Raw genomic sequence first — 26,187 nt, 5'->3', positions numbered from 1 at the left:
TTTGTGCCTGATGGCGGCTACGCCTTATCCGGCCTACTCAATCTCTGTAGGCCCGGTAAGCGTAGCGCCACCGGGCAATTGTTTTACTGGTATACAGGCAACAGATTCACGCTCGAGAGAATATGGATAACCGCGTTGCCGATACCGAATACCAGGATCAGCGCAATCATCGGCTTACCGCCCCAGACACGGAATTTCGGGCTACCGAAACGCTCGCGGGATTTACGTGCCAGCAGCGCCGGAACAATGGCGGCCCAGATGGTTGCCGCGAGTCCTGCATAGCCAATGGCGTACAGGAAACCGTTCGGCCACAGCAAGCCACCGATAATTGGTGGGACAAACGTCAGCAATGCCGTTTTGAAACGTCCCATTGCCGAGTCATCAAAGCCAAACAGATCCGCCAGATAGTCAAACAGACCGAGCGTAACGCCGAGGAATGAACTCGCCACCGCAAAGTTGGAGAACACCACCAGCAGCAGATCCAGACTGCGGCTGTTTAGTACACCGCTCAGCGCCTGTACCAGCACATCAATGTTACCGCCCTGCTGCGCAATACCGATAAACTCCGGACGCGGAATGTTACCCATCGTCCCCAGCAACCACACGGTATACAGCACCAGCGCCAGCAGCGTGCCGTACACCAGACACTTAACGATGGTCTTCGGATCTTTGCCGTAGTACTTCATCAGGCTCGGGACGTTGCCGTGATAGCCGAATGAGGCCAGACAGAACGGCAGCGTCATCAGCAGGTACGGCGTATACGAAGCATTGCTTTCCGCCACGTTAAACAACGTTGTGGGCTGAACGTGTCCCAATAAGCTGCCGAAGGTCAGGAAAAAGGTAATCACCTTTGCGCCCAGCACAATCGCCGTCATGCGGCTCACCGCTTTGGTACTTAACCACACCACAAACGCCACCAGCAACGCAAAGCCAAGACCTGCCGCACGCGCCGGAACGTTCAACGACATCTCGGAGAAGGTGTGGTGCAGGATCGAACCGCTCGCTGAGATATACGCGTAGGTTAGAATATAGAGAACGAATGCAATCGAGATGCCGTTCACCACGTTCCAGCCTTTGCCCAGCAGATCTTTCGTGATAGTGTCGAAACTGGAGCCAATGCGGTAATTGAGGTTAGCTTCAAGGATCATCAGCCCGGAGTGCAGCATGCAGAACCAGGTGAAGATCAGCGCTGCCATTGACCAGAAGAACCACGCCCCGGACATTACCACTGGCAGAGAAAACATCCCCGCGCCAATAATGGTGCCGCCGATGATCACCACGCCGCCGAGCAGCGAAGGTGACGTTTGGGTGGTGGTTAGTGTTGCCATTTAGCCATCTCTCCAGTCATTTATATTGTGACTACATCTCAATGTGCCGCACTGTACCAGTACACGAGTACAATTGAAATAAAAAAAGCCCCGATTGTTGAGATCGGGGCCGTATATTTTACTTTACAGCTATAAAGCTAAAAAGCTTATGCATCACCGCCGAAACGACGACGACCAGCAGAGTCATCACGACGCGGAGCAGAAGAATCGTCACGACGCGGACCACGGTTGCCTTCACGACGTTCGCCGCTGAAACGACGACCATCGCCACGACCGCCTTCACGACGTTCACCGCTAAAGTTACGACCTTCACCGCGACCACCTTCACGACGCTCACCGCTGAAACGACCACCGCCACGACGCTCACCACCGGTGTGCGGAACCGCATCGCCAACCAGCTGCATGTTCATCGGCTTGTTCAGGATGCGAGTACGGGTAAAGTGCTGCAGCACGTCGCCCGGCATACCTTTCGGCAGTTCGATGGTGGAGTGGGAAGCAAACAGCTTGATGTTACCGATGTAACGGCTGCTGATATCACCTTCGTTAGCAATCGCACCAACGATATGACGAACTTCAACACCGTCATCACGGCCCACTTCAATGCGGTACAGCTGCATGTCACCAACATCACGACGTTCACGACGCGGACGGTCTTCACCACCACGGTCATTACGGTCACGAGGGCCACGATCGTTGCGGTCGCGCGGACCACGGTCATCACGGTCGCGGAATTCGCGTTTCGGACGCATCGGCGCATCTGGCGGCAGGATCAGAGGACGTTCGCCCTGAGCCATTTTCAGCAGTGCAGCTGCCAGCGTTTCGATATCCAGCTCTTCTTCCGGCTGCATTTTCGCCAGCAGAGCACGGTACTGATCCAGATCGCTGCTTTCCAGCTGCTGCTGAACTTTAGCAGCGAATTTTTCCAGACGGCGTTTGCCCAGCAGATCTGCGTTCGGCAGTTCTACTTCCGGAATAGTCAGCTTCATGGTGCGTTCGATGTTACGCAGCAGACGACGCTCGCGGTTCTCAACGAACAGCAGCGCACGACCCGCACGACCCGCACGACCGGTACGGCCGATACGGTGAACGTAAGACTCGGAATCCATCGGGATGTCGTAGTTAACAACCAGGCTGATACGCTCAACGTCCAGGCCACGGGCCGCAACGTCGGTTGCAATCAGAATATCCAGGCGGCCATCTTTCAGACGCTCGAGAGTCTGCTCACGCAGGGACTGGTTCATGTCACCGTTCAGTGCAGCGCTGCTATAACCGCTACGCTCCAGCGCTTCTGCTACTTCCAGGGTCGCATTTTTGGTACGTACGAAGATAATCGCCGCATCAAAGTCTTCTGCTTCCAGGAAACGCACCAGCGCTTCATTTTTACGCATGCCCCACACAGTCCAGTAGCTCTGGCTGATGTCAGGACGGGTAGTAACGCTGGACTGAATACGTACTTCCTGCGGCTCTTTCATAAAGCGGCGGGTAATACGACGAATCGCTTCCGGCATGGTTGCAGAGAACAGAGCGGTCTGATGACCTTCCGGGATCTGCGCCATGATGGTTTCAACGTCTTCGATGAAGCCCATACGCAGCATTTCGTCAGCTTCGTCCAGTACCAGACCGCTTAGTTTGGAGAGGTCCAGAGTACCGCGCTTCAGGTGATCCAGCAGACGACCCGGCGTACCGACGACGATCTGTGGCCCCTGACGCAGGGCACGTAATTGCACGTCATAACGCTGGCCGCCGTACAGGGCAACCACGTTCACGCCGCGCATGTGTTTAGAGAAATCCGTCATGGCTTCTGCTACCTGAACCGCCAGTTCGCGGGTCGGTGCCAGCACCAGAATCTGAGGTGCCTTCAGCTCAGGATCAAGATTGTTGAGCAGCGGTAAAGAGAACGCTGCAGTTTTGCCGCTACCTGTCTGGGCCATACCCAGAACATCGCGGCCGCCCAGCAGATGCGGAATGCACTCTGCCTGGATTGGAGATGGTTTTTCGTAACCCAGATCGTTAAGGGCTTCAAGGATAGGAGCCTTCAGGCCCAGATCTGCAAAAGTGGTTTCGAATTCAGCCATGTAGTACGTGTGCCTCAAAATTAATGGCGGCCAGTCTACATAACTCATCATGAAATTGATCTGCAATTTTCATTGAAAAGTGTGAACCGGCTCAAAGTAGGTGTATTAACGAACAACAACGCCCTCACCCGTGAAGGTGATGGCAATCAAAAAAGATTACGGGCTGATGTGTACGTCAGCTATTGCTGGTCCGATTCTGCCAGGTCATCTTGGTCCTGGCCCAGGAGCGATAATTCCAACAATGCGTATCGGTGCTCAACAAAGTTATGAACGTTGTTAGCCACCGCCAGTTTGAACAATGCCGTAGCGTTGTCCAAATCCCCCAGACTTAGGTAGTACTTACCTAAATAGAAGTTGGTTTCACTGAGATGCTCAGCGAGCGAGGTGTTATCCGTTGCGTCCGCCTTCAGGCGTTCCATCAGCGTTGCTTCGCTAATGTTGCCCAGGTAGAACTCGACAATGTTCCATCCCCATTGCTCTTTATCCGATTTCTCAAAGCGTTGCTTCAACGCTTCTTTAGCCTGCTTCTCATCGAGCTTCTGCTCGGCAAGATAAAGCCACAGACTACGGAAAGGATCATTGGGATCGTCTTGATAAAACGCTAGCAGATCATCTTGCGCTAACTTGTCGCGACCGCCGTAATACAATGCGATACCGCGATTTAAGTGCGCGTAGTTGTAAGTTGGATCAAGCTCAAGTACAGAATCAAACGCTTCATAGGCAGCATCAAAATTGCCTGCCTGCGTTAAATATATACCTAAGTAATTGAATACTTCAGGCATATCTGGTCGGATTGCCAGCGCTTGTGAAAAATCATTTCGCGCCAATGCCCTCAGACCGAGACTATCATACAACACTCCGCGCTCATATAAAAGCTGTGCGCGTTCGTCATCGGTTAAAGCCCGACTGGCAAGAATTTGTTCCATACGTGCCAGAATCACTTCCTGCTGCAAAGTCGGTTGCAATGGTACTGCGAGGACTTCACTCTTTCGCCAGGCGGAATTACTGCATCCAGCCAGCGTGAGTGCTGTCGCAACGAAACACCAGCGCAAAAAAGGCTTCATTTCCCACTCCCGAAGACAACGATTGAATGAACGTCCAGGTTCCCCGGTTGCTAACAAGGCATCCTGCCGGGTTAAAGGCCCTCCGCTTTCACGGAGGGCAATGGCAACCTTACTCGCCCTGGCTTGCCGGAGCTTCCGGTTCGCCTGCAGGCTGAGACTGCTCAGTTGCTTCTTTAATGCTCAGACGTACACGGCCCTGGCGATCAACTTCCAGAACTTTGACCGGTACTTCCTGGCCCATCTGCAGGTAGTCGGTCACTTTCTCAACGCGCTTATCAGCGATCTGAGAGATGTGTACCAGACCTTCTTTACCGCCACCGATGGCAACGAATGCGCCAAAGTCAACGATACGGGTCACTTTACCATTGTAGATACGGCCTACTTCGATCTCTGCGGTGATCTCTTCGATACGACGGATAGCATATTTCGCTTTCTCACCGTCGGTCGCAGCAATCTTCACGGTGCCATCATCTTCGATTTCAATGGTGGTGCCGGTTTCTTCGGTCAGAGCACGGATAACAGAACCGCCTTTACCGATAACGTCTTTGATCTTGTCCGGGCTGATCTTGATAGTGTGGATACGCGGAGCGAACTGAGAAATATCGCCACGCGGAGCGTTGATCGCTTGTTCCATCACACCCAGGATGTGCAGACGCGCACCTTTAGCCTGGTTCAGAGCAACCTGCATGATTTCTTTGGTGATACCTTCAATTTTGATATCCATCTGCAGTGCAGAGATACCGTCGCGGGAACCCGCCACTTTGAAGTCCATATCGCCCAGGTGGTCTTCGTCGCCCAGAATGTCAGACAGAACAACAAAGTTGTCGCCTTCTTTCACCAGACCCATCGCGATACCCGCAACGGCTGCTTTGATCGGTACGCCTGCGTCCATCAGCGCCAGGGAAGCACCACATACGGAAGCCATGGAAGAAGAACCGTTAGATTCGGTGATTTCAGAAACCACACGCACGGTGTACGGGAATTTATCCAGTTCCGGCATTACTGCCAGTACGCCACGCTTCGCCAGACGGCCGTGACCAATCTCACGACGCTTCGGAGAACCGACCATACCGGTTTCACCTACGCAGTACGGAGGGAAGTTGTAGTGGAACAGGAAGTTGTCAGTACGCTCGCCCATCAGTTCGTCGAGGTTCTGCGCATCACGAGTGGTGCCCAGGGTCGCAGTAACCAGCGCCTGAGTTTCGCCACGGGTGAACAGTGCGGAACCGTGGGTACGAGGCAGAACGCCAGTACGCACGTCCAGGCCACGGATCATGTCTTTTTCACGGCCATCGATGCGCGGCTCGCCTGCCAGTACGCGGCTACGAACAACGTTTTTCTCGATAGCGTGCAGGATTTCACCCAGTTCGTTAGCGTCCAGGGTTTCGTCTTCAGCCACCAGAGTCGCGATGGTTTCAGATTTGATCACGTCAACCTGAGCATAACGCTCTTGTTTGTCGGTGATACGGTAAGCATCGCTCAGGCGAGCTTCTGCCAGTGCGGCAACGCGTGCGTTCAGCGCTTCGTTGACGGCTTCTGGCTGCCAGTCCCAACGCGGTTTGCCAGCTTCTTTCGCCAGCTCGTTGATCGCCTGAATCACAACCTGCTGCTGTTCGTGACCGAACACAACAGCGCCCAGCATCTGATCTTCGCTCAGCAGTTCAGCTTCGGATTCAACCATCAGTACGGCTGCTTCAGTACCTGCAACAACCAGGTCCAGCTTGCTTTCTTTCAGTTCGTCCTGAGTCGGGTTCAGTACGTACTGGTCATTGATGTAACCAACACGTGCAGCACCGATCGGGCCGTTGAATGGGATACCAGACAGAGTCAGCGCAGCAGATGCACCAATCATTGCCACGATGTCCGGGTTAACCTGCGGGTTAACGGAAACAACGGTCGCGATAACCTGAACTTCGTTAACGAAGCCTTCCGGGAACAGCGGGCGAACCGGGCGGTCAATCAGACGCGCGATCAGGGTTTCGCCTTCGCTCGGACGGCCTTCACGACGGAAGAAGCTACCCGGGATACGGCCAGCAGCGTAGGTACGCTCCTGATAGTTAACGGTCAGCGGGAAAAAGTCCTGGCCTGGTTTCGCTTTTTTCTGACCAACAACGGTAACGAATACCGCGGTGTCATCCATGCTAACCATAACAGCGGCAGTCGCCTGACGCGCCATCATGCCGGTTTCCAGCGTAACGGTATGCTGACCGTACTGGAATTTACGAACGATCGGATTAAGCAAAATAATATCCTTTCTCTATTTTTTGACGGCACATTTTTGCGCCATCGTTAATACCCGATCTTCTGCGCATCCTCGCGACTAATGACAACCCTAACCCATAAGCATGAGTAAAGCCTCTCATTAGCCGCGCGAACCTCTGCAACGGAAGATCATTCATAGCAACAATACATTAGTTTCCAGCGAATTGCTGCCATCTGCTGGAAAAAAGGGGCCATGAAGGCCCCCTCTTTCTGAAACTCGAAAGAATTAGCGACGCAGGCCCAGACGCTCGATCAGCGCGGTGTAGCGTGCAACATCTTTACGTTTCAGGTAGTCGAGCAGTTTACGACGCTGAGAAACCATGCGCAGCAGACCACGACGGCTGTGGTGATCTTTTTTGTGCTCTGCAAAGTGGCCCTGCAGGTGGTTAATCTGTGCAGTCAACAGAGCAACCTGAACATCGGTAGAACCGGTGTCGTTTGCATCACGACCAAACTCAGAAACGATTTTAGCGGTAGCTTCAGTACTTAGAGACATTTTAAAACTCCAAAGTGATAAGAATGAAAGGATGCCGATCTCTAATTCAGCTATCCCAGTGTATACACTTTATCCTTCAAACTGACTCTGCGTTGGCTGCGTCCGCTCACCTCAGTCACTTACCTAAGTAAGCTCCTGAGGATCCTCAGACTTGCCGCCTTGATGCAGCTCGAATGATTTTGTGTATACGCCACGCAGATTGTTAAACAATTCACGCGACGTTAAGCGGCAGTATTCTACTCGCAGCGCCCTTTTATCGCAAGACAGAGAGCGCTATGCAGGATACTCAACCACCAGGCGGCGGGGGGCGACACGACCTTCATCGTCCATCTCCCCCATGCCAATAAACTTGCCGTCATCGCCTTCCGTCACGCGTACCAGCCCTTCCAGCGGGGCGCCTGTCGTCCGTACCGGATTACCATTTTTAAAGTAAACCGACGATGTTAAAGGCAAATTAACAACAGGATAGTCCGATGCCGGACTGTCCATTGGCATCAGCAAAGGATCAAGCAACTGAGCCGCCGGAATGTTCTGCTGTTCTGCCTGTTCGACCAGCTCACGCAGGTGTTCCAGCGTGACCATACGATCCACCGGATACTTGCTGACCGTCAAACGACGCAGATACGTGACGTGCGCGCCGCAGCCCAACTTCTCACCGAGATCGTCAACAATGGTGCGAATATAGGTGCCTTTGGAACAGTGAACTTCCAGTTCCAGTTCGTTACCTTCATGGCGAATAAACAGCAGCTCATAGACGGTAATCGGGCGCGCTTCACGCGGCACTTCAATGCCCTGACGCGCATATTCGTACAGCTTCTTACCCTGATACTTCAGCGCCGAATACATCGACGGAATCTGCTCGATATCGCCGCGGAAAGTCTCCAGCGCGCTCGCCAGTTGTTCTGCGGTGAAGGTTACCGGACGCTCCTGCACGATCTGCCCATCGGCATCGGAAGTGTCAGTACGCTGGCCCAGACGGGCAACCACGCGATAGCGTTTGTCAGAATCCAGCAAATACTGTGAAAACTTTGTCGCTTCACCAAGGCAGATAGGCAGCATGCCTGTCGCCAGCGGATCCAACGCGCCGGTATGTCCCGCGCGGTTGGCATTGTAGATGCGCTTTACTTTTTGCAGCACGTCATTGCTGGACATGCCCTGCGGCTTATCCAGCAGCAGGACACCGTGAATATCGCGACCACGACGACGAGGACGACTCATCAGTCCTCCTTGCTGTCGTCCGCTGGGTTCACACGACGCTCATCGTCATGTTTCACCACGCTGGTCACCAGGTTGGACATGCGCATCCCTTCAACCAACGAGTTGTCGTAGAAGAAGGTCAGCTCAGGCACGATACGCAGACGCATTGCTTTACCCAGCAGAGAGCGGATAAAACCAGAGGCTTCCTGCAGTGCCTTAATGCCGTTTTTCACGGCAGCTTCGTCCTGATCGTTGAGGAAAGTCACGAATACTTTGGCATATGCCAGATCACGGGACATCTCAACACCCGATACGGTGGTCATCATGCCAACACGCGGGTCTTTGATTTCGCGTTGCAGGATGAGTGCGATTTCTTTCTGCATCTCCTGCGCGACACGCTGCGGGCGACCAAATTCTTTCGCCATAATAAATTCTCCAGACAAAAAAGGGGCATTCAGCCCCTTTTGAAAATAATTCGGTGATTAGGCTGTAGGCCTGATAAGCGTAGCGCCATCAGGCATTACATTGCCGGATGTCGGCGTAAACGCCTTATCCGGCCTACACCCGAACAACCTTAAGCAATTGTACGTTTGATCTCGATGATCTCGAACACTTCGATCATATCGCCAACGCGAACGTCGTTGTAGTTCTTAACGCCGATACCACATTCCATACCGTTACGGACTTCGTTGACGTCATCTTTGAAGCGGCGCAGGGATTCCAGCTCGCCTTCATAGATAACCACGTTGTCGCGCAGTACGCGGATTGGGTTGTGACGTTTAATCGTGCCTTCGGTAACCATACAGCCTGCGATAGCGCCGAATTTCGGTGATTTGAACACATCACGAACTTCAGCCAGACCAATGATCTGCTGTTTCAGTTCCGGAGACAGCATGCCGCTCATCGCTGCTTTCACTTCGTCGATCAGATGATAGATGACGGAGTAGTAACGCAGATCCAGGCTTTCTGATTCGATAACTTTACGTGCAGAGGCATCAGCACGTACGTTGAAGCCAACCAGAATCGCGTTGGATGCCGCAGCCAGGGTCGCGTCGGTTTCGGTGATACCACCTACGCCAGAACCGATGATCTTCACTTTTACTTCGTCGGTAGACAGTTTCAGTAAAGAGTCGGAAATCGCTTCTACAGAACCCTGTACGTCAGCCTTCAGCACGATGTTCACTTCGTGAACTTCGCCTTCGGTCATGTTGGCGAACATGTTCTCAAGTTTAGATTTCTGCTGACGAGCCAGTTTAACTTCACGGAATTTGCCCTGACGGTACAGTGCAACTTCACGCGCTTTCTTCTCGTCACGAACAACAGTAACTTCGTCACCCGCAGCCGGAACACCGGACAGACCGAGGATTTCCACCGGAATGGACGGACCTGCTTCCAGTACTTCCTGACCCAGTTCGTTACGCATCGCACGAACGCGGCCGTATTCGAAACCACACAGAACGATATCGCCCTTGTTCAGGGTACCTTCGCGAACCAGGACGGTAGCAACCGGGCCACGACCTTTATCCAGGAAGGATTCGATAACCGCACCGCTCGCCATACCTTTACGCACAGCTTTCAGTTCCAGTACTTCGGCTTGCAGCAGGATAGCATCCAGCAGTTCGTCGATACCGGTACCCGCTTTCGCAGAAACGTGAACGAACTGGCTCTCGCCGCCCCACTCTTCCGGCATGATGCCGTACTGGGACAGTTCGTTTTTAACGCGATCTGGATCCGCTTCCGGTTTATCGATTTTGTTGACTGCAACAACTACCGGCACACCTGCCGCTTTCGCGTGCTGGATAGCTTCGATAGTCTGCGGCATCACGCCGTCGTCTGCTGCAACAACCAGAACAACGATATCCGTTGCCTGAGCACCACGAGCACGCATGGAGGTAAACGCGGCGTGACCCGGGGTGTCCAGGAAGGTGATCATACCGTTGTCAGTTTCAACGTGGTACGCACCGATGTGCTGAGTAATGCCGCCCGCTTCGCCAGAGGCCACTTTCGTTGAACGAATGTAGTCCAGCAGAGACGTTTTACCGTGGTCAACGTGACCCATGATGGTCACTACCGGTGCGCGCGGTTCAGCCGCAGCGCCGGTGTCACGGTCGCTCATTACTGCTTCTTCCAGCTCGTTTTCACGACGCAGGATAACTTTGTGGCCCATCTCTTCGGCAACCAGCTGTGCGGTTTCCTGGTCGATGACCTGGTTGATGGTCGCCATTGCGCCCAGTTTCATCATTGCTTTGATGACCTGAGAGCCTTTGACCGCCATCTTGTTCGCCAGATCGCCAACGGTGATGGTTTCGCCGATCACAACGTCACGGTTAACGGCCTGAGCTGGCTTCTGGAAGCCCTGCTGCAGAGCGGAACCTTTACGCTGCTTACCGCCTTTACCGCCGCGAACCGCTGCACGTGCTTCTTCACGGTCAGCTTTAGATTCAGCGTGTTTGTTACCTTTCTTCGCCGGACGCGCTGCTTTAGTGCTGCGAGTACGACCACGACCGCCTTCAACTTCACGATCGTTCTCGTCTTCAGCCTGGCGAGCATGCTGAGAGGTGGTGACGTGATAATCACTGGTGTCTTCGACAGGTTCAGCGTTATTCACACCATTTTTCTCGTTTTCTTCCGCCATACGGCGAGCTTCTTCCGCTACGCGGCGCGCTTCTTCTTCAAGCTTGCGACGTGCTTCTTCTTCCGCTTTACGCTTCAGTTCTGCGGCTTCATTTTCACGGCGGGCTTTTTCGGCCTGGGCGGTTTTAGTCATATCGTCGGTCTGTTGATTGCTCACTTTGTCTTTTTCCGCAGCTTCACGTTTCGCTTTATCAGCGGCTTCACGCTTAGCTTGTTCTGCGGCCTCACGTTCGGCTTTTTGTTGCGCCTCGCGTTTGGCAGCTTCTTCTGCCTCACGACGGGCTTGCTCTTCCGCTTCACGCTGCGCCTGCTCTTCCGCGGCAAGGCGTTCAGCCTCTTGCGGATCGCGTTTCACAAAGGTGCGTGTCTTGCGGACTTCGATTTGTACCGATTTGCTTTTTCCACCGGTACCTGGAATATTGAGAGTACTGCGCGTTTTACGCTGCAATGTCAACTTATCCGGCGCTGAGCCGTTTTCACGGTTCAAATGCGCCAGTAAGGTTTGTTTCTCTTGTGCGGACACAGAGTCGTCAGCAGACTTCGGGATACCGGCATCAGCAAATTGCTGTACCAGGCGATCTACGGAAGTCTGTATCTCTGCAGCCAGCGTTTTTACGGTTACATCTGTCATACTGTTCCTTCCTGCTACAGTTTATTACGCTTCGTCGCCGAACCAGCAAATATTACGGGCAGCCATAATCAGCTCACCGGCTTTTTCGTCGGTCAACCCTTCGATATCAGCCAGATCATCAATGCCCTGTTCAGCGAGATCTTCCAGCGTACAAACACCACGGGCCGCCAGTTTGAAGGCCATCTCACGATCCAATCCTTCCAGATTCAGCAGATCGTCAGCCGGTTTGTTATCACCGAGGCTTTCTTCCTGGGCCAGTGCCAGAGTGGTCAGTGCGTTTTTAGCACGCTCGCGCAGCGCTTCAACGGTCTGTTCATCCAGGCCGTCAATTTCCAGCAGTTCTTTCATTGGCACGTAGGCCAGTTCTTCCAGCGTCGCAAAACCTTCTTCCACCAGAACGGTCGCGAAATCTTCATCGATATCGAGATATTTGGTGAAGGTATCGATGGCTGCATGTGCTTCAGCCTGATGCTTCGCTTGCAGGTCATCAACGGTCATCACGTTGAGTTCCCAACCGCTCAGTTGTGAAGCCAGGCGGACGTTCTGACCATTACGTCCAATCGCCTGAGCCAGGTTACCGGCTTCAACCGCGATATCCATGGTGTGTTTGTCTTCATCCACCACGATAGAAGCGACGTCTGCTGGCGCCATTGCGTTAATCACGAACTGCGCCGGGTTATCATCCCACAGGACGATATCGATACGCTCGCCGCCCAGTTCGGTAGAAACCGCCTGAACGCGCGCACCGCGCATACCAACACAGGCGCCGACCGGATCAATACGCTTGTCGTTGGTCTTAACGGCGATTTTCGCGCGCGATCCCGGATCGCGAGCAGCCGCTTTAATTTCGATAACTTCTTCGCCGATTTCCGGCACTTCAATGCGGAACAGCTCAATCAGCATTTCCGGCTTGGAACGGGTTACGAACAGCTGTGCACCGCGCGCTTCCGGGCGAACTGAGTACAGAACACCACGAATACGGTCACCAGGGCGGAAGTTTTCACGCGGCAGCATGTCTTCACGCAGGATCACAGCTTCAGCATTGCTGCCCAGATCCAGAGAAATGTTGTCGCGGTTTACTTTCTTCACCACACCGGTGACGATTTCGCCTTCGTGTTCGCGGAACTGATCAACAACCATTGCGCGTTCAGCTTCACGTACTTTCTGTACGATAACCTGCTTCGCGGTCTGGGTGGTGATACGGTCAAAGGTGACAGATTCAATCTGATCTTCAACATATTCGCCCACGTTCAGACTTTCGTCTTCGAAGCGTGCCGCTTCCAGCGTAATTTCTTTGGTCGGCTGAGTAACTTCTTCTACGATTACCCAACGACGGAAGGTATCGAAATCACCGCTTTTACGATCGATTTCTACGCGAACGTCGATCTCTTGCTCATATTTTTTCTTTGTTGCTGTAGCCAGCGCACTTTCCAGCGCTTCAAAAATTTTCTCGCGTGGCAGCGCTTTTTCGTTGGATACGGCTTCAACAACAGCCAAAATTTCTTTGTTCATCGCGGGCTTTTCACCTCAATCCAGACTGTTAAAAGTGGGGAACCAGGTTCGCCTTCTGGATATTACTCAGCGCGAACACTTCATCTTTGCCTTCGACTGTGACCGTGATCATCTCACCGTCCACCGCTTTGATAACGCCCTGCCATTTACGACGGTTTTGTACCGCCATACGAAGAACCAGCGTGACTTCTTCACCCAGGAAACGCACGTAGTGTTCAGCTGTGAACAGAGGACGGTCGAGACCCGGAGAGGAGACTTCCAGGTTATAGGCAACGGTGATTGGGTCTTCGACATCCATCACGGCGCTTACCTGATGGCTCACATCAGCACAATCATCAACATTGATGCCATCTTCACTATCAATATAGATGCGCAGTGTGGATGTGCGACCACGAATAAATTCGATGCCGACCAGTTCGTAGCCCAGGGCTTCAACTGGCGCTGTAATCATCTCTGTTAATTTTTGCTCTAATGTGGACAAGCCCACCCCCAAGACATAAAAAAAGGGCCTAAAGCCCAGTTATTCTGTAGTCAGATAACAAAAAACCCCGATAAATCGGGGCTTTAGATAACTGAACCCTATAACCGCACCTGCGGTTCGGAGAACCTTCCGAAAGAATTTTTTTCAAATCCAGCTACGAAGGCCTAAGTCTTCACAGTATATTTGAAAAAGAACTCTAAGGGAAAGTGGTTGCGGGGGCCGGATTTGAACCGACGACCTTCGGGTTATGAGCCCGACGAGCTACCAGGCTGCTCCACCCCGCGCCTGAAACGTGGCAAATTTTACTCGTTTTGGGTAAAAAATGCAAATACTGCTGGGATTTGGTACCGAGACGGGACGTAAAATCTGCGCACAGTATATTGATTCACTATGCGTTATGTCAACCTTGTTACGACTATGCAAATCAATGAATGCTGCCCAGCGCTAGCCCAGCAAGATAAATATGCCGCCCATGCCGTTATTTAACGAAATTATCACTAAACTCTTCCTGTCATCCAGAAAAGATGATTAAATGAAAACTCATTTATTTTGCATAAAAATGCAATTAGTATAATAAGCCGACCTCTTCACCAGTCTATCAAGCAGGGTTTTATTTTATGACGACGATTCTCAAGCATCTCCCGGTAGGTCAACGTATTGGTATCGCTTTTTCCGGCGGCCTGGACACCAGTGCAGCACTGCTGTGGATGCGACAAAAAGGGGCTGTCCCATATGCATATACTGCGAATTTGGGCCAGCCGGATGAGGATGACTATGACGCCATTCCTCGCCGTGCAATGGAATATGGTGCTGAGAATGCTCGCCTGGTAGATTGCCGTAAGCAGCTGGTTGCCGAAGGGATCGCTGCCATTCAGTGCGGTGCATTCCACAACACCACCGGCGGACTGACCTATTTCAATACCACCCCACTGGGCCGCGCCGTGACCGGCACCATGCTGGTTGCCGCAATGAAAGAAGATGGTGTAAACATCTGGGGCGACGGTAGCACCTATAAAGGTAACGATATTGAACGTTTCTATCGTTACGGTCTGCTGACCAACGCCGAACTGCAGATTTACAAACCATGGCTGGATACCGATTTTATCGATGAACTCGGCGGTCGCCATGAGATGTCCGAATTTATGATTGCCTGTGGTTTCGACTACAAAATGTCCGTTGAGAAAGCGTACTCAACAGACTCCAATATGCTCGGTGCGACTCACGAAGCAAAAGATCTGGAATTCCTGAATTCCAGCGTCAAAATCGTCAACCCGATTATGGGCGTGAAGTTCTGGGATGAGAGCGTGAAGATCCCGGCAGAAGAAGTGACCGTACGCTTTGAACAGGGTCATCCGGTTGCTCTGAACGGAAAAACCTTCAGCGACGACGTTGAGATGATGCTGGAAGCCAACCGTATCGGCGGCCGTCACGGTCTGGGTATGAGCGATCAGATTGAAAACCGTATTATTGAAGCGAAAAGCCGTGGCATCTATGAAGCCCCGGGGATGGCGCTGCTGCACATCGCTTACGAGCGTCTGCTGACCGGTATTCACAACGAGGATACCATCGAGCAGTATCACGCGCACGGTCGCCAACTGGGTCGTCTGCTGTATCAGGGCCGCTGGTTCGACTCTCAGGCGCTGATGCTGCGTGACGGTCTGCAGCGTTGGGTTGCCAGCCAGATTACCGGCGAAGTCACGCTGGAACTGCGTCGCGGTAATGACTACTCAATCCTCAACACCGTGTCTGACAATCTGACGTACAAACCAGAACGTCTGACGATGGAAAAAGGCGACTCCGTATTCTCTCCGGACGACCGTATCGGTCAGTTGACCATGCGTAATCTGGATATCACCGATACCCGCGAGAAGCTGTTCGGCTATGCGCAGTCTGGCCTGCTGACCGCCTCTTCCGCAACCGGCCTGCCGCAGGTTGAGAATCTGGAAAATAAGGCGAAGTAAAGATTCACTATCTTAAGGCCGCGAAAGCGGCCTTTTTTATGCGCGGAATATAGGATGTCTGTAGGCCTGATAAGCGTAGCGCCATCAGGCGTTGTAATAATGTCGGATGGCGGCGTTAACGCCTTATCCGACCTACAGGATAGCCACAAATAACAGACGAAAAAAAAGACGCTGCAAAGCGTCTTTTTTTTTGGAATTTGGTACCGAGGATGGGACTCGAACCCACAAGCCCGTTAGGGCACTACCACCTCAAGGTAGCGTGTCTACCAATTCCACCACCTCGGTACAGAATACTTAGCGTGGGATATCGCTGGTCGGCTGAGCCGGAGCAGCTGGCTGAGTTTGCTCGGTTTTCGCCGGTGCGCTCAGATTTTCCCACTCACTTCCTTTATTGGTCTTATTGCTGTTCATGTTACCCAGCACCAGACTGATGATGAAGAACAAGGTTCCCAATACAGCTGTCATACGGGTCATGAAGTTACCAGAACCACTTGAACCAAACAGAGTACCAGAAGCGCCTGCGCCAAAAGAGGCTCCCATATCAGCGCCTTTGCCTTGCTGCAGCATGATCAAGCCTACCAGGCCAATTGCCACAATAAGGAAAACTACTAAAAGAGCTTCGTGCATAATCAACCTGTTCCTTGCGGAGTTGCCGCGTACAATGCTTCGACCATTAAAGCGGGAATATTTACTGTTTCCCACTGAAGCGGGTGTGAATACTAACCAAAGCGAATAACCTTCGCAAGGGCAATTTGTTAGCATTGTATCAACTGCGGAAAAAATCGCCATATCAATCAAAAACGCAGCAACTTCTCCCAGCATCTCTGCATAACGGCACGTTGATCTTCAAGATTCGCCCATACCACAACGGGGATTTCACAAATCAGGTCTGTATTTTCTGGCCAGCAGTGAATAATTTGCTGATTCACCAACTCTTCCGCCACCATCGATTCAGGTAACCAGGCCATTCCCATATGGCGCAGTACCATTTCTCGTATCGTTTCGCTTAAACCACTCTCAAATACTTTTTTTAGCCGTGGGCGGACGCGTTGTTCTGCCGACTCAATAATACGTCTGACAAAGGTGTAGTCGCTGTAGCAAAGCCACGGAATCGGAGCATGCGGATCATTAAGCGCATCAGCCAACTGGGCGGAAATAACCGGTATAAATCGCTCATACCGCCATAGTGAACGTTTTAACCCTCCGGCGATCTCCAGCCCTGGCTGGGCAGACGGTAAATCGTAGGTTACCAGTAAATCAATTTGCCGGTTCATCAGGGCATTGAAGTGGTTGTCTATCCCCTGGATACTGGCGTTTACCGTAAAGTTTAACTGCGGCTCACTCTGTCGCAGGTAGTTGATCATATCCGGCAGGATATTCACCGACAGCGTATGCAGGCTGACCATCACCAGCGTGTTATCCGTTGCTGGCGTCATCGCCGACAGCTCATGGCGTGCCTCTGTTAACGTGCTGAGAACGTGCCGGGCATAAGGTTCAAAGCGTTCACCATAGCGCGTCAGCGTGACAGGGGTCGTTGTCCGGTCAAACAAAGGCACGCCCAGCACCTCTTCCAGCGCCTTTATACGCCGACTCAACGCCGGTTGAGTAATATGCCGCTGCGCCGCGGCCTGAGAGTAGTTTCCATGCTGGCTCAAGGCCAGAAAATCTTCCAGCCACTTACAATCCACGTTGTGCTCTCCGCCATGCCATAACCGCATCCTCCAATAACAAATCGGTAATAGTCATAGTTATAGTAATGGCTTTATGGTGGGCATCATAACAACAATATTTCGTTTCACCTGCCGACTCTCACCCTCGACGTTTGACAGGACCGCTATGTTTACTTTATTGACCAATGCCCGTGTTTTTTCTCCTGAGGATTTAGGCCTCTGCTCCCTGCTCATTCATGCCGACCGAATTGTGGCGGTAGAAAAAGATATTTCATTGTTTGATGGCATCAACGAGGTCATCGATTGTCGGGGTAAATGGGTTATCCCTGGTATCATCGATCAGCATGTTCATCTTACCGGTGGCGGTGGTGAAGCCGGATTTGCCAGTCGGACGCCCGCCGTCAAGCTGCGCGATCTGATTCAGGCGGGTATTACCACGGTGGTTGGCGTGTTAGGCACCGATGCCATTTCCCGTTCGCCCAAAGATCTCTACGCTAAAATGCAGTCTCTCAACCTTGAGGGATTACGCGCGTTTATGCACACGGGAGCCTACGCCGTTCCCAGCCCAACTATTACGCGATCCATCCGCGATGATATGGCCTTCATTCCGGCAATTCTTGGTGTAAAAATCGCCCTCGCCGATCACCGCGGTTCTTTCCCCTCTTCCCAGGAGTTGCTGAGGATAGTGAGCGATATTCGCGTCGCTTCCCTGCTGGCTGGGAAAAAGGGCTTGCTGCATGTGCACCTGGGGAATCTGCCGGAAGGGATGTCGCAACTTATTGAGCTGTGTGATGCGGGTATTCCGATTCACCATATTTCACCGACGCATGTTGCGAGAACTGAACCCTTGTTCGAACAGGCGATTGCTTTCGCCCATCGCGGCGGCCATATCGACGTTACGTCTGGCGGCAGCCGCTTTACACCTCAGGAACAGGCGATCCTCCACGCCCTGGAAGCGCAGGTTCCGGCGGATCGCATCACGATCAGTTCTGACGGCAATGGCAGCGTTCCGCGCTTTAACGCTCAGGGTATCGTTGAAGGTTTAAGCGCGGCACCGGTCGCAGGCAATCTTAACCTGCTTCCTCGCCTGATTGATGTCGGGATTCCGGTGTCACAGGCCATCGCGATGCTGACGGCAAACGTTGCGCGCTCGCTGGGTATTTCCGGGGGCGTGCTCTGCGCCGGAGAACGTGCTGATATCTGTGTACTCAATGATGACCTCTCGCTGGCCCATCTGTTTGCCGCGGGTAAACCGTTGCTGCGGGATGGCGAGTGCCTGGTTACCGGCAACTTCGAGTAAGGGGGCAAGAATGTCATTGCTACTGGCGCTAATCGCCATCATTTTTGCCGGACGTCTGATCCTCAAAAAATATCACCCCCAGTCGGTACTGTTATTGACCGGGATTGTGCTGTTGCTTATCGCGCATTTTAGCGGAATGACCTCACTCAGTGGCTTGGTGAAAAAGAGCACCGGATTTGGCCCCTTTGACGCCTTTGAGTTTATTCGCGATACCCTGAGCGTGCGTCTCGGCGGCCTCGGACTGCAAATTATGCTGATTGGTGGTTTTGCCACCTACATGTCAGCCATTGGCGCAAGCCAGGTACTGGTTCGGGTGACGTCTCGTCCTTTGCAACGGCTGAACTCGCCTTATCTGCTGCTGGGGCTGGCACTGCTATTGGGTCAATTCCTGTCGCTGTTTATCAGCAGCGCCACCGGATTGGGTCTGCTGTTGATGGCGACGCTTTACCCGCTGCTTACCCGTCTTGGCTGTAGCCGCGCCGCGGTTGCCGCCGTTATCGCCAGTACCTGTGCGGTTGAGTTTGGCCCCGGCTCCGGCAACTCTGTTCTCGCCGCCAAAACTGCAGGCATCGAGGTCGTGAACTATTTCGTGCAGGATCAGTTGCCAATCGTTGTGCCCGTCATTCTTTTCATCGCCCTACTGCATATTGTTGTGCAACGCTTTTTTGACCGTCGGGAAAGCGGTGACAATGCGGCTCAGCAGATGCAGACATTAACGTCGACCGAAGAAGCCGACGCCCCGATCGGCTGGCTGTTTCTGCCCATGCTGCCGCTGGTATTGATGCTGGTGTGCAGCGATTTAGTATTCAGCTCTCTCAAGATCACGCTGGATACCGCTGTACTGATAAGCCTCGCTATTACGCTGGTTTGTGAGTACTGCCGTCATCGCAAGGCGCGTGAGGTGATGGCTGGCGTACAAAAGGTTTTTGACAGCATGGGCAGCGTTTTTGCCACCGTCGTGACGCTGATTATCGCCGGTGAAGTCTTTTCCGCCGGACTGAAAGCCATTGGTGCCGTTGACGCACTGTTGTCACTTTCCGGTGAATTTGGCCTCAGCGCCGCCTCTATTATCCTGCTGATGACCCTGATCACCTTCGCAATTTCAGCGCTGATGGGCTCCGGGAATGCGGCATTTTTCTCCTTCGCACCCATGGTGCCGGACATCAGCCGTCATATCGGTAGCGATATCGCTGTCATGATGTTGCCTATCCAGATCTCGGCGGGTATTGGTCGTACGCTATCGCCCATCGCCGGCGTAATCATTGCTATCGCAGGGATTGCAGGTGTCTCGCCTGTGGATATTGTTAAGCGTACCGCGATTCCGATGCTGGGCGGTTGGCTACTGATGATTGCGTTAACCTTTGCCCGGTCTGGGCATCTGCTGGCGGTTCTGCCGTGGCTGGCAGTCCTTGTGCTACTGATGGTCGGTGGTTACTTCTGGCAGCGCCGACGTAAACAGCCGCTTGCCGTACAGTAAAAAAAAGCCGGAGTCTCAGACTCCGGCTTTCACTTTCTTCGGAATTACGCCGCTTTCACAGCATCGGCAATACGGTGGGCGAATTCAGTCACCTGCGCTTCGTCTTCACCTTCAACCATCACACGAATTAACGGTTCGGTACCAGACTTACGCAGCAGGACGCGTCCACGGTTACCCAGCGCCGCTTCCACTTCAGCCATCACCGCTTTCACATTTTCATGTTCCAGTGGATCGCCGCTACCTGCTGTGTATCGTACGTTAACCAGCAGCTGTGGGAACATTTTCATGCCGCTGCACAGGTCGTGCAGGCTCATATGGTTGCGTACCATCGCCGCCAGCACCTGCAGACCCGCCACGATACCGTCACCAGTGGTGGTTTTGTCCAGCAGGATCACATGACCTGAGTTTTCGGCACCGATACGCCAGCCTTTTTCCTGCATTTTTTCCAGCACATAGCGGTCGCCAACTTTTGCACGGGCAAACGGAATACCCAGCTGTTTCAGCGCCAGCTCGAGGCCCATGTTGCTCATCAGCGTACCTACCGCGCCACCGCGCAGCTGACCCTGACGCAGGGCTTCACGGGCGATGATGTACATGATCTGATCGCCATCGACCTTATTACCTTCGTGGTCAACCATAATGACGCGGTCGCCATCGCCATCCAGCGCAATACCCAGATCGGCTTTTTCCGCAATCACGCGCGCCTGCAGAGCACGGACGTCGGTGGCGCCGACTTCTTCATTGATATTCACACCGTTTGGCTCACAGCCAATGGCAATCACGTTTGCACCCAGTTCACGCAGTACATTTGGCGCAATGTGGTACGTCGCACCGTTAGCGCAATCCACCACTATTTTAAGTTCATTCAGGCTCAGTTCGTTCGGGAAGGTGCCTTTGCAAAACTCGATATAGCGACCGGCAGCATCAACGATACGCGTGGCTTTACCCAGTTCAGCGGAATCCACGCAGGTGATCGCTTTTTCCATCTCGGCTTCAATGGCTTCTTCCACTGCATCCGGCAGTTTAGTCCCGTCGGTAGAGAAGAATTTAATCCCGTTGTCATAGTACGGGTTGTGCGAAGCGGAGATAACAATCCCGGCCTCAGCACGGAAGGCGCGCGTCAGATACGCAACGGCGGGTGTTGGCATTGGCCCTGTGAATGAGGCTGAGAGTCCGGCGGCAGCCAGGCCCGCTTCCAGCGCAGACTCCAGCATATAGCCGGAAATACGCGTATCTTTACCGATAATAATTTTACGTGAACCATGACGAGCAAGCACTTTCCCTGCAGCCCAGCCCAGCTTGAGCACAAAGTCAGGAGTAATTGGGGCATCGCCTACGCGACCGCGGATCCCATCAGTGCCAAAATATTTACGATTACTCATAGCGTTTTTTTTCCTTTGCAGACAATGTGGCTTCCACCACACGCATCGCTTCTACGGTTTCTTTGACGTCATGGACACGAACGATCTGCGCCCCCTGCATTGCGGCAATCACCGCGCACGCAAGGCTACCGCTCAGGCGTTCAGATGGCCCCACATTCAGTAACTGGCCAACCATTGATTTTCGTGACATCCCAACCAGCAATGGCAGATTAAAATGATGAAACTCAGACAAACGTGCCAGTAATGTGTAGTTGTGAGTGAGATTTTTACCGAATCCGAATCCGGGGTCGAGCAACAATTTATCTTTTGTGATTCCAGCCCGCTCGCAACGTGCTATTTGCTCAACAAAGTAACGGTTTACCTCAGCAAAAACATCCTCATACTTTGGTGCTTCCTGCATGGTTTTCGGCTGCCCCTGCATATGCATCAGGCAAACCGGTAATCCGGTCTCCGCTGCGGCTTCCAGCGCTCCAGGCTCCGAGAGTGAGCGAATATCATTGATGATATGCGCGCCAACTCTGGCGCATTCGCGAATCACTTCGGGTTTTGAGGTATCGACCGAAATCCACACTTCAAAACGCTGGGCAATCGCCTCGACCACTGGGATCACTCGCTGCAACTCTTCTTCCACACTCACATCAGCCGCGCCCGGACGCGTGGACTCACCGCCCACATCAATGATAGTCGCCCCGGCGTTAATCATCAGGTTTGCGTGTTTTACCGCCTCAACCAGAGAGTTGTGCGCTCCACCATCGGAAAATGAGTCTGGCGTGACGTTCAAAATCCCCATGACGTGCGGATGGCTGAGATCCAGTGAAGAACCCTGAGCAAAGAGTTTCATAGTTTTATCCCTGGTAAAATCTTGAATATGCAGATAAGAAAAACCCCGGAGCAAGCCCCAGGGTTTTCAATTAAAACACGGTCATCATCAACGATAACTTATTTGTCGCCCAGTTGCTCTGACATAGTGCCAGAGTCCGGCGCACGCGGTTCATCAACCGGACGCGGTGCACTCGGCTTACCGGTGCTACCAGAGTTGTTGTTAGAAGAACCCGGTTCTTCCCAACCCGCTGGCGGACGTACGTCGCGGCGAGCCATTAGATCGTCAATCTGCGGCGCATCGATGGTCTCATATTTCATGAGCGCATCTTTCATTGAGTGCAGAATGTCCATGTTTTCGTTCAGCAAACGACGTGCACGGTCATAGTTACGCTCAATCAGCAGCTTAACTTCCTGATCGATAATGCGAGCGGTTTCATCGGACATGTGTTTCGCTTTCGCCACAGAACGTCCCAGGAACACTTCGCCTTCTTCTTCAGCGTACAGCAACGGACCGAGTTTATCGGAGAAGCCCCACTGAGTAACCATGTTACGCGCCAGATTAGTCGCGACTTTAATGTCGTTCGACGCACCGGTAGAAACATGTTCAGCACCGTAGATGATCTCTTCCGCCAGACGGCCACCGTACAGTGTGGAGATCTGACTTTCCAGTTTCTGACGGCTGGCGCTGATTGCGTCGCCTTCAGGCAGGAAGAAGGTCACACCCAGCGCACGACCGCGCGGGATAATCGTTACTTTGTGCACCGGATCGTGTTCCGGTACCAGGCGACCGATAATCGCGTGGCCAGCTTCGTGATACGCGGTAGATTCTTTCTGCGCTTCCGTCATCACCATGGAGCGACGTTCCGCACCCATCATGATTTTGTCTTTCGCTTTTTCGAACTCAACCATCGACACTACGCGCTTGTTGCCACGAGCAGCAAACAGCGCCGCTTCGTTCACCAGGTTCGCGAGGTCCGCACCGGAGAAGCCAGGTGTGCCACGTGCAATGATTGCCGCATCGATATCCGGAGACAGCGGTACGCGACGCATATGCACTTTCAGGATCTGTTCACGACCGCGAACGTCTGGCAGACCAACCACAACCTGACGGTCGAAACGGCCTGGACGCAGCAGCGCAGGGTCAAGAACGTCCGGACGGTTAGTTGCCGCGATAACGATAATACCTTCGTTACCTTCGAAGCCGTCCATCTCAACCAGCATCTGGTTCAGAGTCTGTTCACGTTCATCGTGACCACCGCCCAGACCTGCGCCACGCTGGCGACCTACGGCGTCGATTTCATCGATGAAGATGATGCACGGTGCCGCTTTCTTGGCTTGTTCGAACATGTCACGCACACGAGATGCACCGACACCCACGAACATTTCCACGAAATCAGAACCGGAAATTGTGAAGAATGGAACCTTCGCTTCACCTGCGATAGCTTTCGCCAGCAGGGTTTTACCCGTACCCGGAGGACCAACCATCAGGACGCCTTTCGGGATTTTACCGCCCAGTTTCTGGAAACGGCTCGGTTCGCGCAGATACTCAACCAGCTCAGCGACTTCTTCTTTTGCTTCGTCACAACCCGCAACGTCAGCAAAAGTCGTTTTGATCTGATCTTCCGTCAGCATGCGCGCTTTGCTCTTGCCGAACGACATGGCACCTTTGCCACCACCGCCCTGCATCTGACGCATGAAGAAGATCCAGACACCAATCAGCAGCAGCATTGGGAACCAGGAAATGAAGATAGAAGCCAGCAGGCTCGGCTCTTCAGGTGGTTCGCCAACAACCTTGACGTTTTTGGTCAGCAGGTTATCAAGCAGCTTCGGATCGTTAACCGGGATGTAGGTCGTGTAACGGTTACTATCTTTCTTGGTAACGTTAATCTCACGTCCGTTGATCTTCGCTTCACGAACCTGGTCCTGATTGACCTCTTGCAGGAAGGTAGAGTAATCAACCTTACGGCCATTAGACTCGCTGGGCCCAAAGCTCTGGAATACTGACATCAGCACAACGGCAATGACCAGCCAGAGAATTAGGTTTTTCGCCATGTCACTCAAGGGATTAACCTCATATTACAACTGTGTTAAAAACAGCGTCAGGATACTCTATATCCAGTTTCTTTCAAACTTTCGTTTGAAATCTGCCGGTTATGGTTTACGCCCGGTCGCTACAATATACACTTCACGCGAACGGGCGCGAGAAGAGTCCGGCTTACGAACTTTGACCTTCGTAAACAGGGAGCGAATCTCTCTTAGATACTCATCGAAGCCTTCGCCCTGGAACACCTTCACTACAAAACTACCACCTGGCGCTAATACATCACGAGCCATTCCAAGCGCCAGCTCTACCAGATACATGGCCCGGGGAATATCCACCGCCGGTGTTCCACACATATTTGGCGCCATATCAGACATGACAACTTGTACTTTACTGTCACCTACGCGTTCAAGTAACGCTTTCAGGACTAATTCATCACGAAAGTCGCCCTGAAGGAAGTCCACACCAACGATTGGATCCATAGGTAAAAGATCGCAAGCGATAATGCGGCCGGTGTTGCCGATCTGCGTAACTGCATATTGCGACCAGCCACCGGGTGCAGCACCGAGATCAACTATCGTCATCCCCGGTTTAAAAATTTTGTCACTTTGCTGTATTTCATCAAGTTTAAACCAGGCACGGGAACGTAACCCCTTTTTCTGCGCCTGTTGAACATATTTATCGCTAAAGTGTTCCTGAAGCCAGCGACTCGAGCTGGCAGAACGCTTTTTACCTGTCATTTCACATTCCCAAAGGGCAGTTCATCGTAACCAATGGTGTAAATTTCTACACAGCTATTTGGTGATATATGGGAGATGGCGGTAGAATGACCCGTTTTCAATCCCAACGTAAGCAAAAATATACGATGAATCTGAGTACTAAACAAAAACAGCACCTGAAAGGTCTGGCACATCCGCTCAAGCCTGTAGTTATGCTTGGCAATAATGGTTTGACCGAAGGGGTACTGGCCGAGATTGAACAAGCGTTAGAGCACCATGAACTTATCAAGGTGAAAATCGCCTCGGAAGATCGCGATACTAAAACCTTGATCGTGGAAGCTATCGTACGCGAAACCGGCGCCTGCAATGTACAGGTCATCGGCAAAACGCTGGTACTGTATCGCCCGACTAAAGAACGTAAAATCTCGCTGCCACGCTAAGAATATCCCAAAGTTGCACACGAAGTTTGTGTAAAACGCGGGGTTTTCCGCTAGCAGGAGAGCAAAATGCCACGCTCTCTTCGTTGATAAAAGGCCGCTATGCGGCCTTTTTCCTTTCTTTACAATGTATCAACATCTTAACCAAGATGCGAATTACAGGTATTCTACCTTCGTCACTTCATATTCCACTTCGCCGCCCGGCGTTTTGATAACTACGACGTCATCCTGCTCTTTACCGATCAGGCCACGAGCGATAGGCGAGTTCACTGAAATCAGGTTCTGTTTAAAATCGGCTTCATCATCGCCGACAATACGCCAGGTCTGCTCTTCATCGTTATCGAGATTCAGAACGGTAACCGTCGCACCGAAAACAACGCGGCCATTGTTCGGCATTTTAGTAACGTCGATTACCTGCGCGTTGGACAGTTTAGCTTCGATATCTTTAATGCGTCCTTCGCAGAAACCCTGCTGTTCGCGCGCCGCGTGATACTCCGCGTTCTCTTTCAGGTCACCGTGCTCACGCGCTTCAGCGATAGCGGCAATAATTTCAGGACGGCGCACAGATTTCAGAAAATCCAGCTCTTCGCGCAGTTTTTCAGCACCACGTAAGGTCATCGGGATAGCTTGCATTTGTTATACCTCTTGAACATTCCTGTAGGGGGTAGTTGCTCTCACCCCGGCTGCTAAGCCCACCC

General features: G+C 52.6%; 22 protein-coding genes and 2 tRNA genes. 4 read left to right on the top strand and 20 right to left on the bottom strand.

Features of this window, described 5'->3' with window-relative positions; translation table 11 throughout:
- Nucleotides 1-83: 83 nt before the first annotated feature.
- The 12 genes from mtr to OGY13_RS07105 all read right to left on the bottom strand — a co-directional run bounded on the left by mtr (nt 84) and on the right by OGY13_RS07105 (nt 13,964).
- The gene (gene mtr / locus OGY13_RS07160) at nt 84-1,328 is read right to left on the bottom strand and encodes a tryptophan permease (protein ID WP_003828642.1); all 1,245 of its coding nucleotides are present in this window, start codon (nt 1,326-1,328) and stop codon (nt 84-86) included.
- Between the two features lie 146 nt (nt 1,329-1,474).
- Nucleotides 1,475-3,403, bottom strand: coding sequence for a DEAD/DEAH family ATP-dependent RNA helicase (locus OGY13_RS07155; RefSeq protein WP_003828643.1), 1,929 nt, complete (start codon nt 3,401-3,403; stop codon nt 1,475-1,477).
- The gene (yrbN, locus tag OGY13_RS07150; RefSeq protein WP_010723222.1) at nt 3,396-3,476 is read right to left on the bottom strand and encodes a protein YrbN; all 81 of its coding nucleotides are present in this window, start codon (nt 3,474-3,476) and stop codon (nt 3,396-3,398) included. The genes OGY13_RS07155 and yrbN overlap by 8 nt, the downstream gene beginning before the upstream one ends.
- Nucleotides 3,477-3,582: 106 nt before the next feature.
- Nucleotides 3,583-4,467: a lipoprotein NlpI gene (nlpI, locus tag OGY13_RS07145; RefSeq protein ID WP_003024982.1), complete on the bottom strand. Its 885-nt coding sequence runs from the start codon at nt 4,465-4,467 to the stop codon at nt 3,583-3,585.
- A 109-nt stretch (nt 4,468-4,576) separates the two neighbouring features.
- Nucleotides 4,577-6,709, bottom strand: coding sequence for a polyribonucleotide nucleotidyltransferase (pnp, locus tag OGY13_RS07140; protein WP_008785911.1), 2,133 nt, complete (start codon nt 6,707-6,709; stop codon nt 4,577-4,579).
- A 246-nt stretch (nt 6,710-6,955) separates the two neighbouring features.
- Complete coding sequence (rpsO, locus tag OGY13_RS07135) at nt 6,956-7,225, bottom strand: 30S ribosomal protein S15 (protein WP_000059465.1); 270 nt, start codon at nt 7,223-7,225, stop codon at nt 6,956-6,958.
- A 273-nt stretch (nt 7,226-7,498) separates the two neighbouring features.
- Nucleotides 7,499-8,443 carry a tRNA pseudouridine(55) synthase TruB gene (gene truB / locus OGY13_RS07130; protein ID WP_003828704.1) on the bottom strand — a complete coding sequence of 315 codons (945 nt, stop codon included), beginning with the start codon at nt 8,441-8,443 and terminating at the stop codon, nt 7,499-7,501.
- Entirely contained in the window at nt 8,443-8,847 is a 405-nt protein-coding gene (gene rbfA / locus OGY13_RS07125; protein ID WP_003024988.1) for a 30S ribosome-binding factor RbfA, read from the bottom strand. Before rbfA ends, truB begins: the two co-directional genes overlap by 1 nt.
- 149 nt (nt 8,848-8,996) lie before the next feature.
- Nucleotides 8,997-11,687, bottom strand: coding sequence for a translation initiation factor IF-2 (gene infB / locus OGY13_RS07120; protein ID WP_003828710.1), 2,691 nt, complete (start codon nt 11,685-11,687; stop codon nt 8,997-8,999).
- Nucleotides 11,688-11,711: 24 nt separating this feature from the next.
- Entirely contained in the window at nt 11,712-13,199 is a 1,488-nt protein-coding gene (gene nusA / locus OGY13_RS07115) for a transcription termination factor NusA (RefSeq protein ID WP_003024992.1), read from the bottom strand.
- A gap of 28 nt (nt 13,200-13,227) precedes the next feature.
- Nucleotides 13,228-13,680: a ribosome maturation factor RimP gene (rimP, locus tag OGY13_RS07110; RefSeq protein ID WP_003024996.1), complete on the bottom strand. Its 453-nt coding sequence runs from the start codon at nt 13,678-13,680 to the stop codon at nt 13,228-13,230.
- A gap of 207 nt (nt 13,681-13,887) precedes the next feature.
- A tRNA-Met gene (locus OGY13_RS07105) sits at nt 13,888-13,964 on the bottom strand.
- Between the two features lie 333 nt (nt 13,965-14,297).
- On the opposite strand from OGY13_RS07105, the gene argG reads away from it, so the two are divergent.
- Complete coding sequence (gene argG, locus OGY13_RS07100; protein WP_005131837.1) at nt 14,298-15,641, top strand: argininosuccinate synthase; 1,344 nt, start codon at nt 14,298-14,300, stop codon at nt 15,639-15,641.
- 198 nt (nt 15,642-15,839) lie between these two features.
- Here argG and OGY13_RS07095 read toward each other — a convergent pair.
- From OGY13_RS07095 to OGY13_RS07085, 3 genes are all read right to left on the bottom strand, one after another.
- Nucleotides 15,840-15,926 (bottom strand) — tRNA-Leu (locus OGY13_RS07095).
- 9 nt (nt 15,927-15,935) lie between these two features.
- On the bottom strand, nt 15,936-16,268 hold the full coding sequence (secG, locus tag OGY13_RS07090) for a preprotein translocase subunit SecG (RefSeq protein ID WP_003025000.1): 333 nt from the start codon (nt 16,266-16,268) through the stop codon (nt 15,936-15,938).
- 167 nt (nt 16,269-16,435) lie between these two features.
- Complete coding sequence (locus OGY13_RS07085) at nt 16,436-17,329, bottom strand: LysR family transcriptional regulator (protein WP_008785916.1); 894 nt, start codon at nt 17,327-17,329, stop codon at nt 16,436-16,438.
- A 148-nt stretch (nt 17,330-17,477) separates the two neighbouring features.
- On the opposite strand from OGY13_RS07085, the gene iadA reads away from it, so the two are divergent.
- Entirely contained in the window at nt 17,478-18,611 is a 1,134-nt protein-coding gene (gene iadA / locus OGY13_RS07080; RefSeq protein ID WP_213752426.1) for a beta-aspartyl-peptidase, read from the top strand.
- A 10-nt stretch (nt 18,612-18,621) separates the two neighbouring features.
- Complete coding sequence (gene dcuC / locus OGY13_RS07075) at nt 18,622-20,088, top strand: C4-dicarboxylate transporter DcuC (RefSeq protein ID WP_213752425.1); 1,467 nt, start codon at nt 18,622-18,624, stop codon at nt 20,086-20,088.
- 44 nt (nt 20,089-20,132) lie between these two features.
- Here dcuC and glmM read toward each other — a convergent pair whose 3' ends face one another.
- The 4 genes from glmM to rlmE form a co-directional block, all read right to left on the bottom strand.
- A complete protein-coding gene (gene glmM, locus OGY13_RS07070) occupies nt 20,133-21,470 on the bottom strand; it encodes a phosphoglucosamine mutase (RefSeq protein ID WP_008785919.1) in 1,338 nt (445 codons plus the stop codon).
- Nucleotides 21,463-22,311, bottom strand: coding sequence for a dihydropteroate synthase (gene folP, locus OGY13_RS07065; RefSeq protein WP_048225717.1), 849 nt, complete (start codon nt 22,309-22,311; stop codon nt 21,463-21,465). Before folP ends, glmM begins: the two co-directional genes overlap by 8 nt.
- Nucleotides 22,312-22,409: 98 nt before the next feature.
- Nucleotides 22,410-24,344 carry an ATP-dependent zinc metalloprotease FtsH gene (ftsH, locus tag OGY13_RS07060; RefSeq protein ID WP_003025013.1) on the bottom strand — a complete coding sequence of 645 codons (1,935 nt, stop codon included), beginning with the start codon at nt 24,342-24,344 and terminating at the stop codon, nt 22,410-22,412.
- A 99-nt stretch (nt 24,345-24,443) separates the two neighbouring features.
- Complete coding sequence (rlmE, locus tag OGY13_RS07055) at nt 24,444-25,073, bottom strand: 23S rRNA (uridine(2552)-2'-O)-methyltransferase RlmE (protein WP_003025015.1); 630 nt, start codon at nt 25,071-25,073, stop codon at nt 24,444-24,446.
- Between the two features lie 125 nt (nt 25,074-25,198).
- Here rlmE and yhbY point away from each other — a divergent pair, with 125 nt between their 5' ends.
- Nucleotides 25,199-25,492, top strand: a complete 294-nt coding sequence (gene yhbY, locus OGY13_RS07050; RefSeq protein WP_003025016.1) for a ribosome assembly RNA-binding protein YhbY — start codon at nt 25,199-25,201, stop codon at nt 25,490-25,492.
- Between the two features lie 153 nt (nt 25,493-25,645).
- Here the strand turns inward: yhbY and greA are convergent, their stop codons facing one another.
- A complete protein-coding gene (gene greA / locus OGY13_RS07045; protein WP_003025019.1) occupies nt 25,646-26,122 on the bottom strand; it encodes a transcription elongation factor GreA in 477 nt (158 codons plus the stop codon).
- Between the last annotated feature and the right edge of the window lie 65 nt (nt 26,123-26,187).

The sequence above is a fragment of the Citrobacter sp. Cpo045 genome (genome assembly GCF_030332875.1).
Taxonomy (GTDB): domain Bacteria; phylum Pseudomonadota; class Gammaproteobacteria; order Enterobacterales; family Enterobacteriaceae; genus Citrobacter; species Citrobacter portucalensis.
This window is presented reverse-complemented; position numbering and strand designations above follow the sequence as displayed.

Excerpts from the sequence above, each read along its gene's own strand:
- mtr (WP_003828642.1), bottom strand. The coding sequence starts at position 1,328 with ATGGCAACACTAACCACCACCCAAACGTCACCTTCGCTGCTCGGCGGC.
- truB (WP_003828704.1), bottom strand. The coding sequence starts at position 8,443 with ATGAGTCGTCCTCGTCGTCGTGGTCGCGATATTCACGGTGTCCTGCTG.
- ftsH (WP_003025013.1), bottom strand. The coding sequence starts at position 24,344 with ATGGCGAAAAACCTAATTCTCTGGCTGGTCATTGCCGTTGTGCTGATG.
- iadA (WP_213752426.1), top strand. The coding sequence starts at position 17,478 with ATGTTTACTTTATTGACCAATGCCCGTGTTTTTTCTCCTGAGGATTTA.
- infB (WP_003828710.1), bottom strand. The coding sequence starts at position 11,687 with ATGACAGATGTAACCGTAAAAACGCTGGCTGCAGAGATACAGACTTCC.
- argG (WP_005131837.1), top strand. The coding sequence starts at position 14,298 with ATGACGACGATTCTCAAGCATCTCCCGGTAGGTCAACGTATTGGTATC.
- nusA (WP_003024992.1), bottom strand. The coding sequence starts at position 13,199 with ATGAACAAAGAAATTTTGGCTGTTGTTGAAGCCGTATCCAACGAAAAA.
- yrbN (WP_010723222.1), bottom strand. The coding sequence starts at position 3,476 with ATGAAAATTGCAGATCAATTTCATGATGAGTTATGTAGACTGGCCGCC.
- dcuC (WP_213752425.1), top strand. The coding sequence starts at position 18,622 with ATGTCATTGCTACTGGCGCTAATCGCCATCATTTTTGCCGGACGTCTG.
- rbfA (WP_003024988.1), bottom strand. The coding sequence starts at position 8,847 with ATGGCGAAAGAATTTGGTCGCCCGCAGCGTGTCGCGCAGGAGATGCAG.
- glmM (WP_008785919.1), bottom strand. The coding sequence starts at position 21,470 with ATGAGTAATCGTAAATATTTTGGCACTGATGGGATCCGCGGTCGCGTA.
- rlmE (WP_003025015.1), bottom strand. The coding sequence starts at position 25,073 with ATGACAGGTAAAAAGCGTTCTGCCAGCTCGAGTCGCTGGCTTCAGGAA.
- rpsO (WP_000059465.1), bottom strand. The coding sequence starts at position 7,225 with ATGTCTCTAAGTACTGAAGCTACCGCTAAAATCGTTTCTGAGTTTGGT.
- OGY13_RS07155 (WP_003828643.1), bottom strand. The coding sequence starts at position 3,403 with ATGGCTGAATTCGAAACCACTTTTGCAGATCTGGGCCTGAAGGCTCCT.
- greA (WP_003025019.1), bottom strand. The coding sequence starts at position 26,122 with ATGCAAGCTATCCCGATGACCTTACGTGGTGCTGAAAAACTGCGCGAA.
- nlpI (WP_003024982.1), bottom strand. The coding sequence starts at position 4,467 with ATGAAGCCTTTTTTGCGCTGGTGTTTCGTTGCGACAGCACTCACGCTG.
- yhbY (WP_003025016.1), top strand. The coding sequence starts at position 25,199 with ATGAATCTGAGTACTAAACAAAAACAGCACCTGAAAGGTCTGGCACAT.
- folP (WP_048225717.1), bottom strand. The coding sequence starts at position 22,311 with ATGAAACTCTTTGCTCAGGGTTCTTCACTGGATCTCAGCCATCCGCAC.
- secG (WP_003025000.1), bottom strand. The coding sequence starts at position 16,268 with ATGCACGAAGCTCTTTTAGTAGTTTTCCTTATTGTGGCAATTGGCCTG.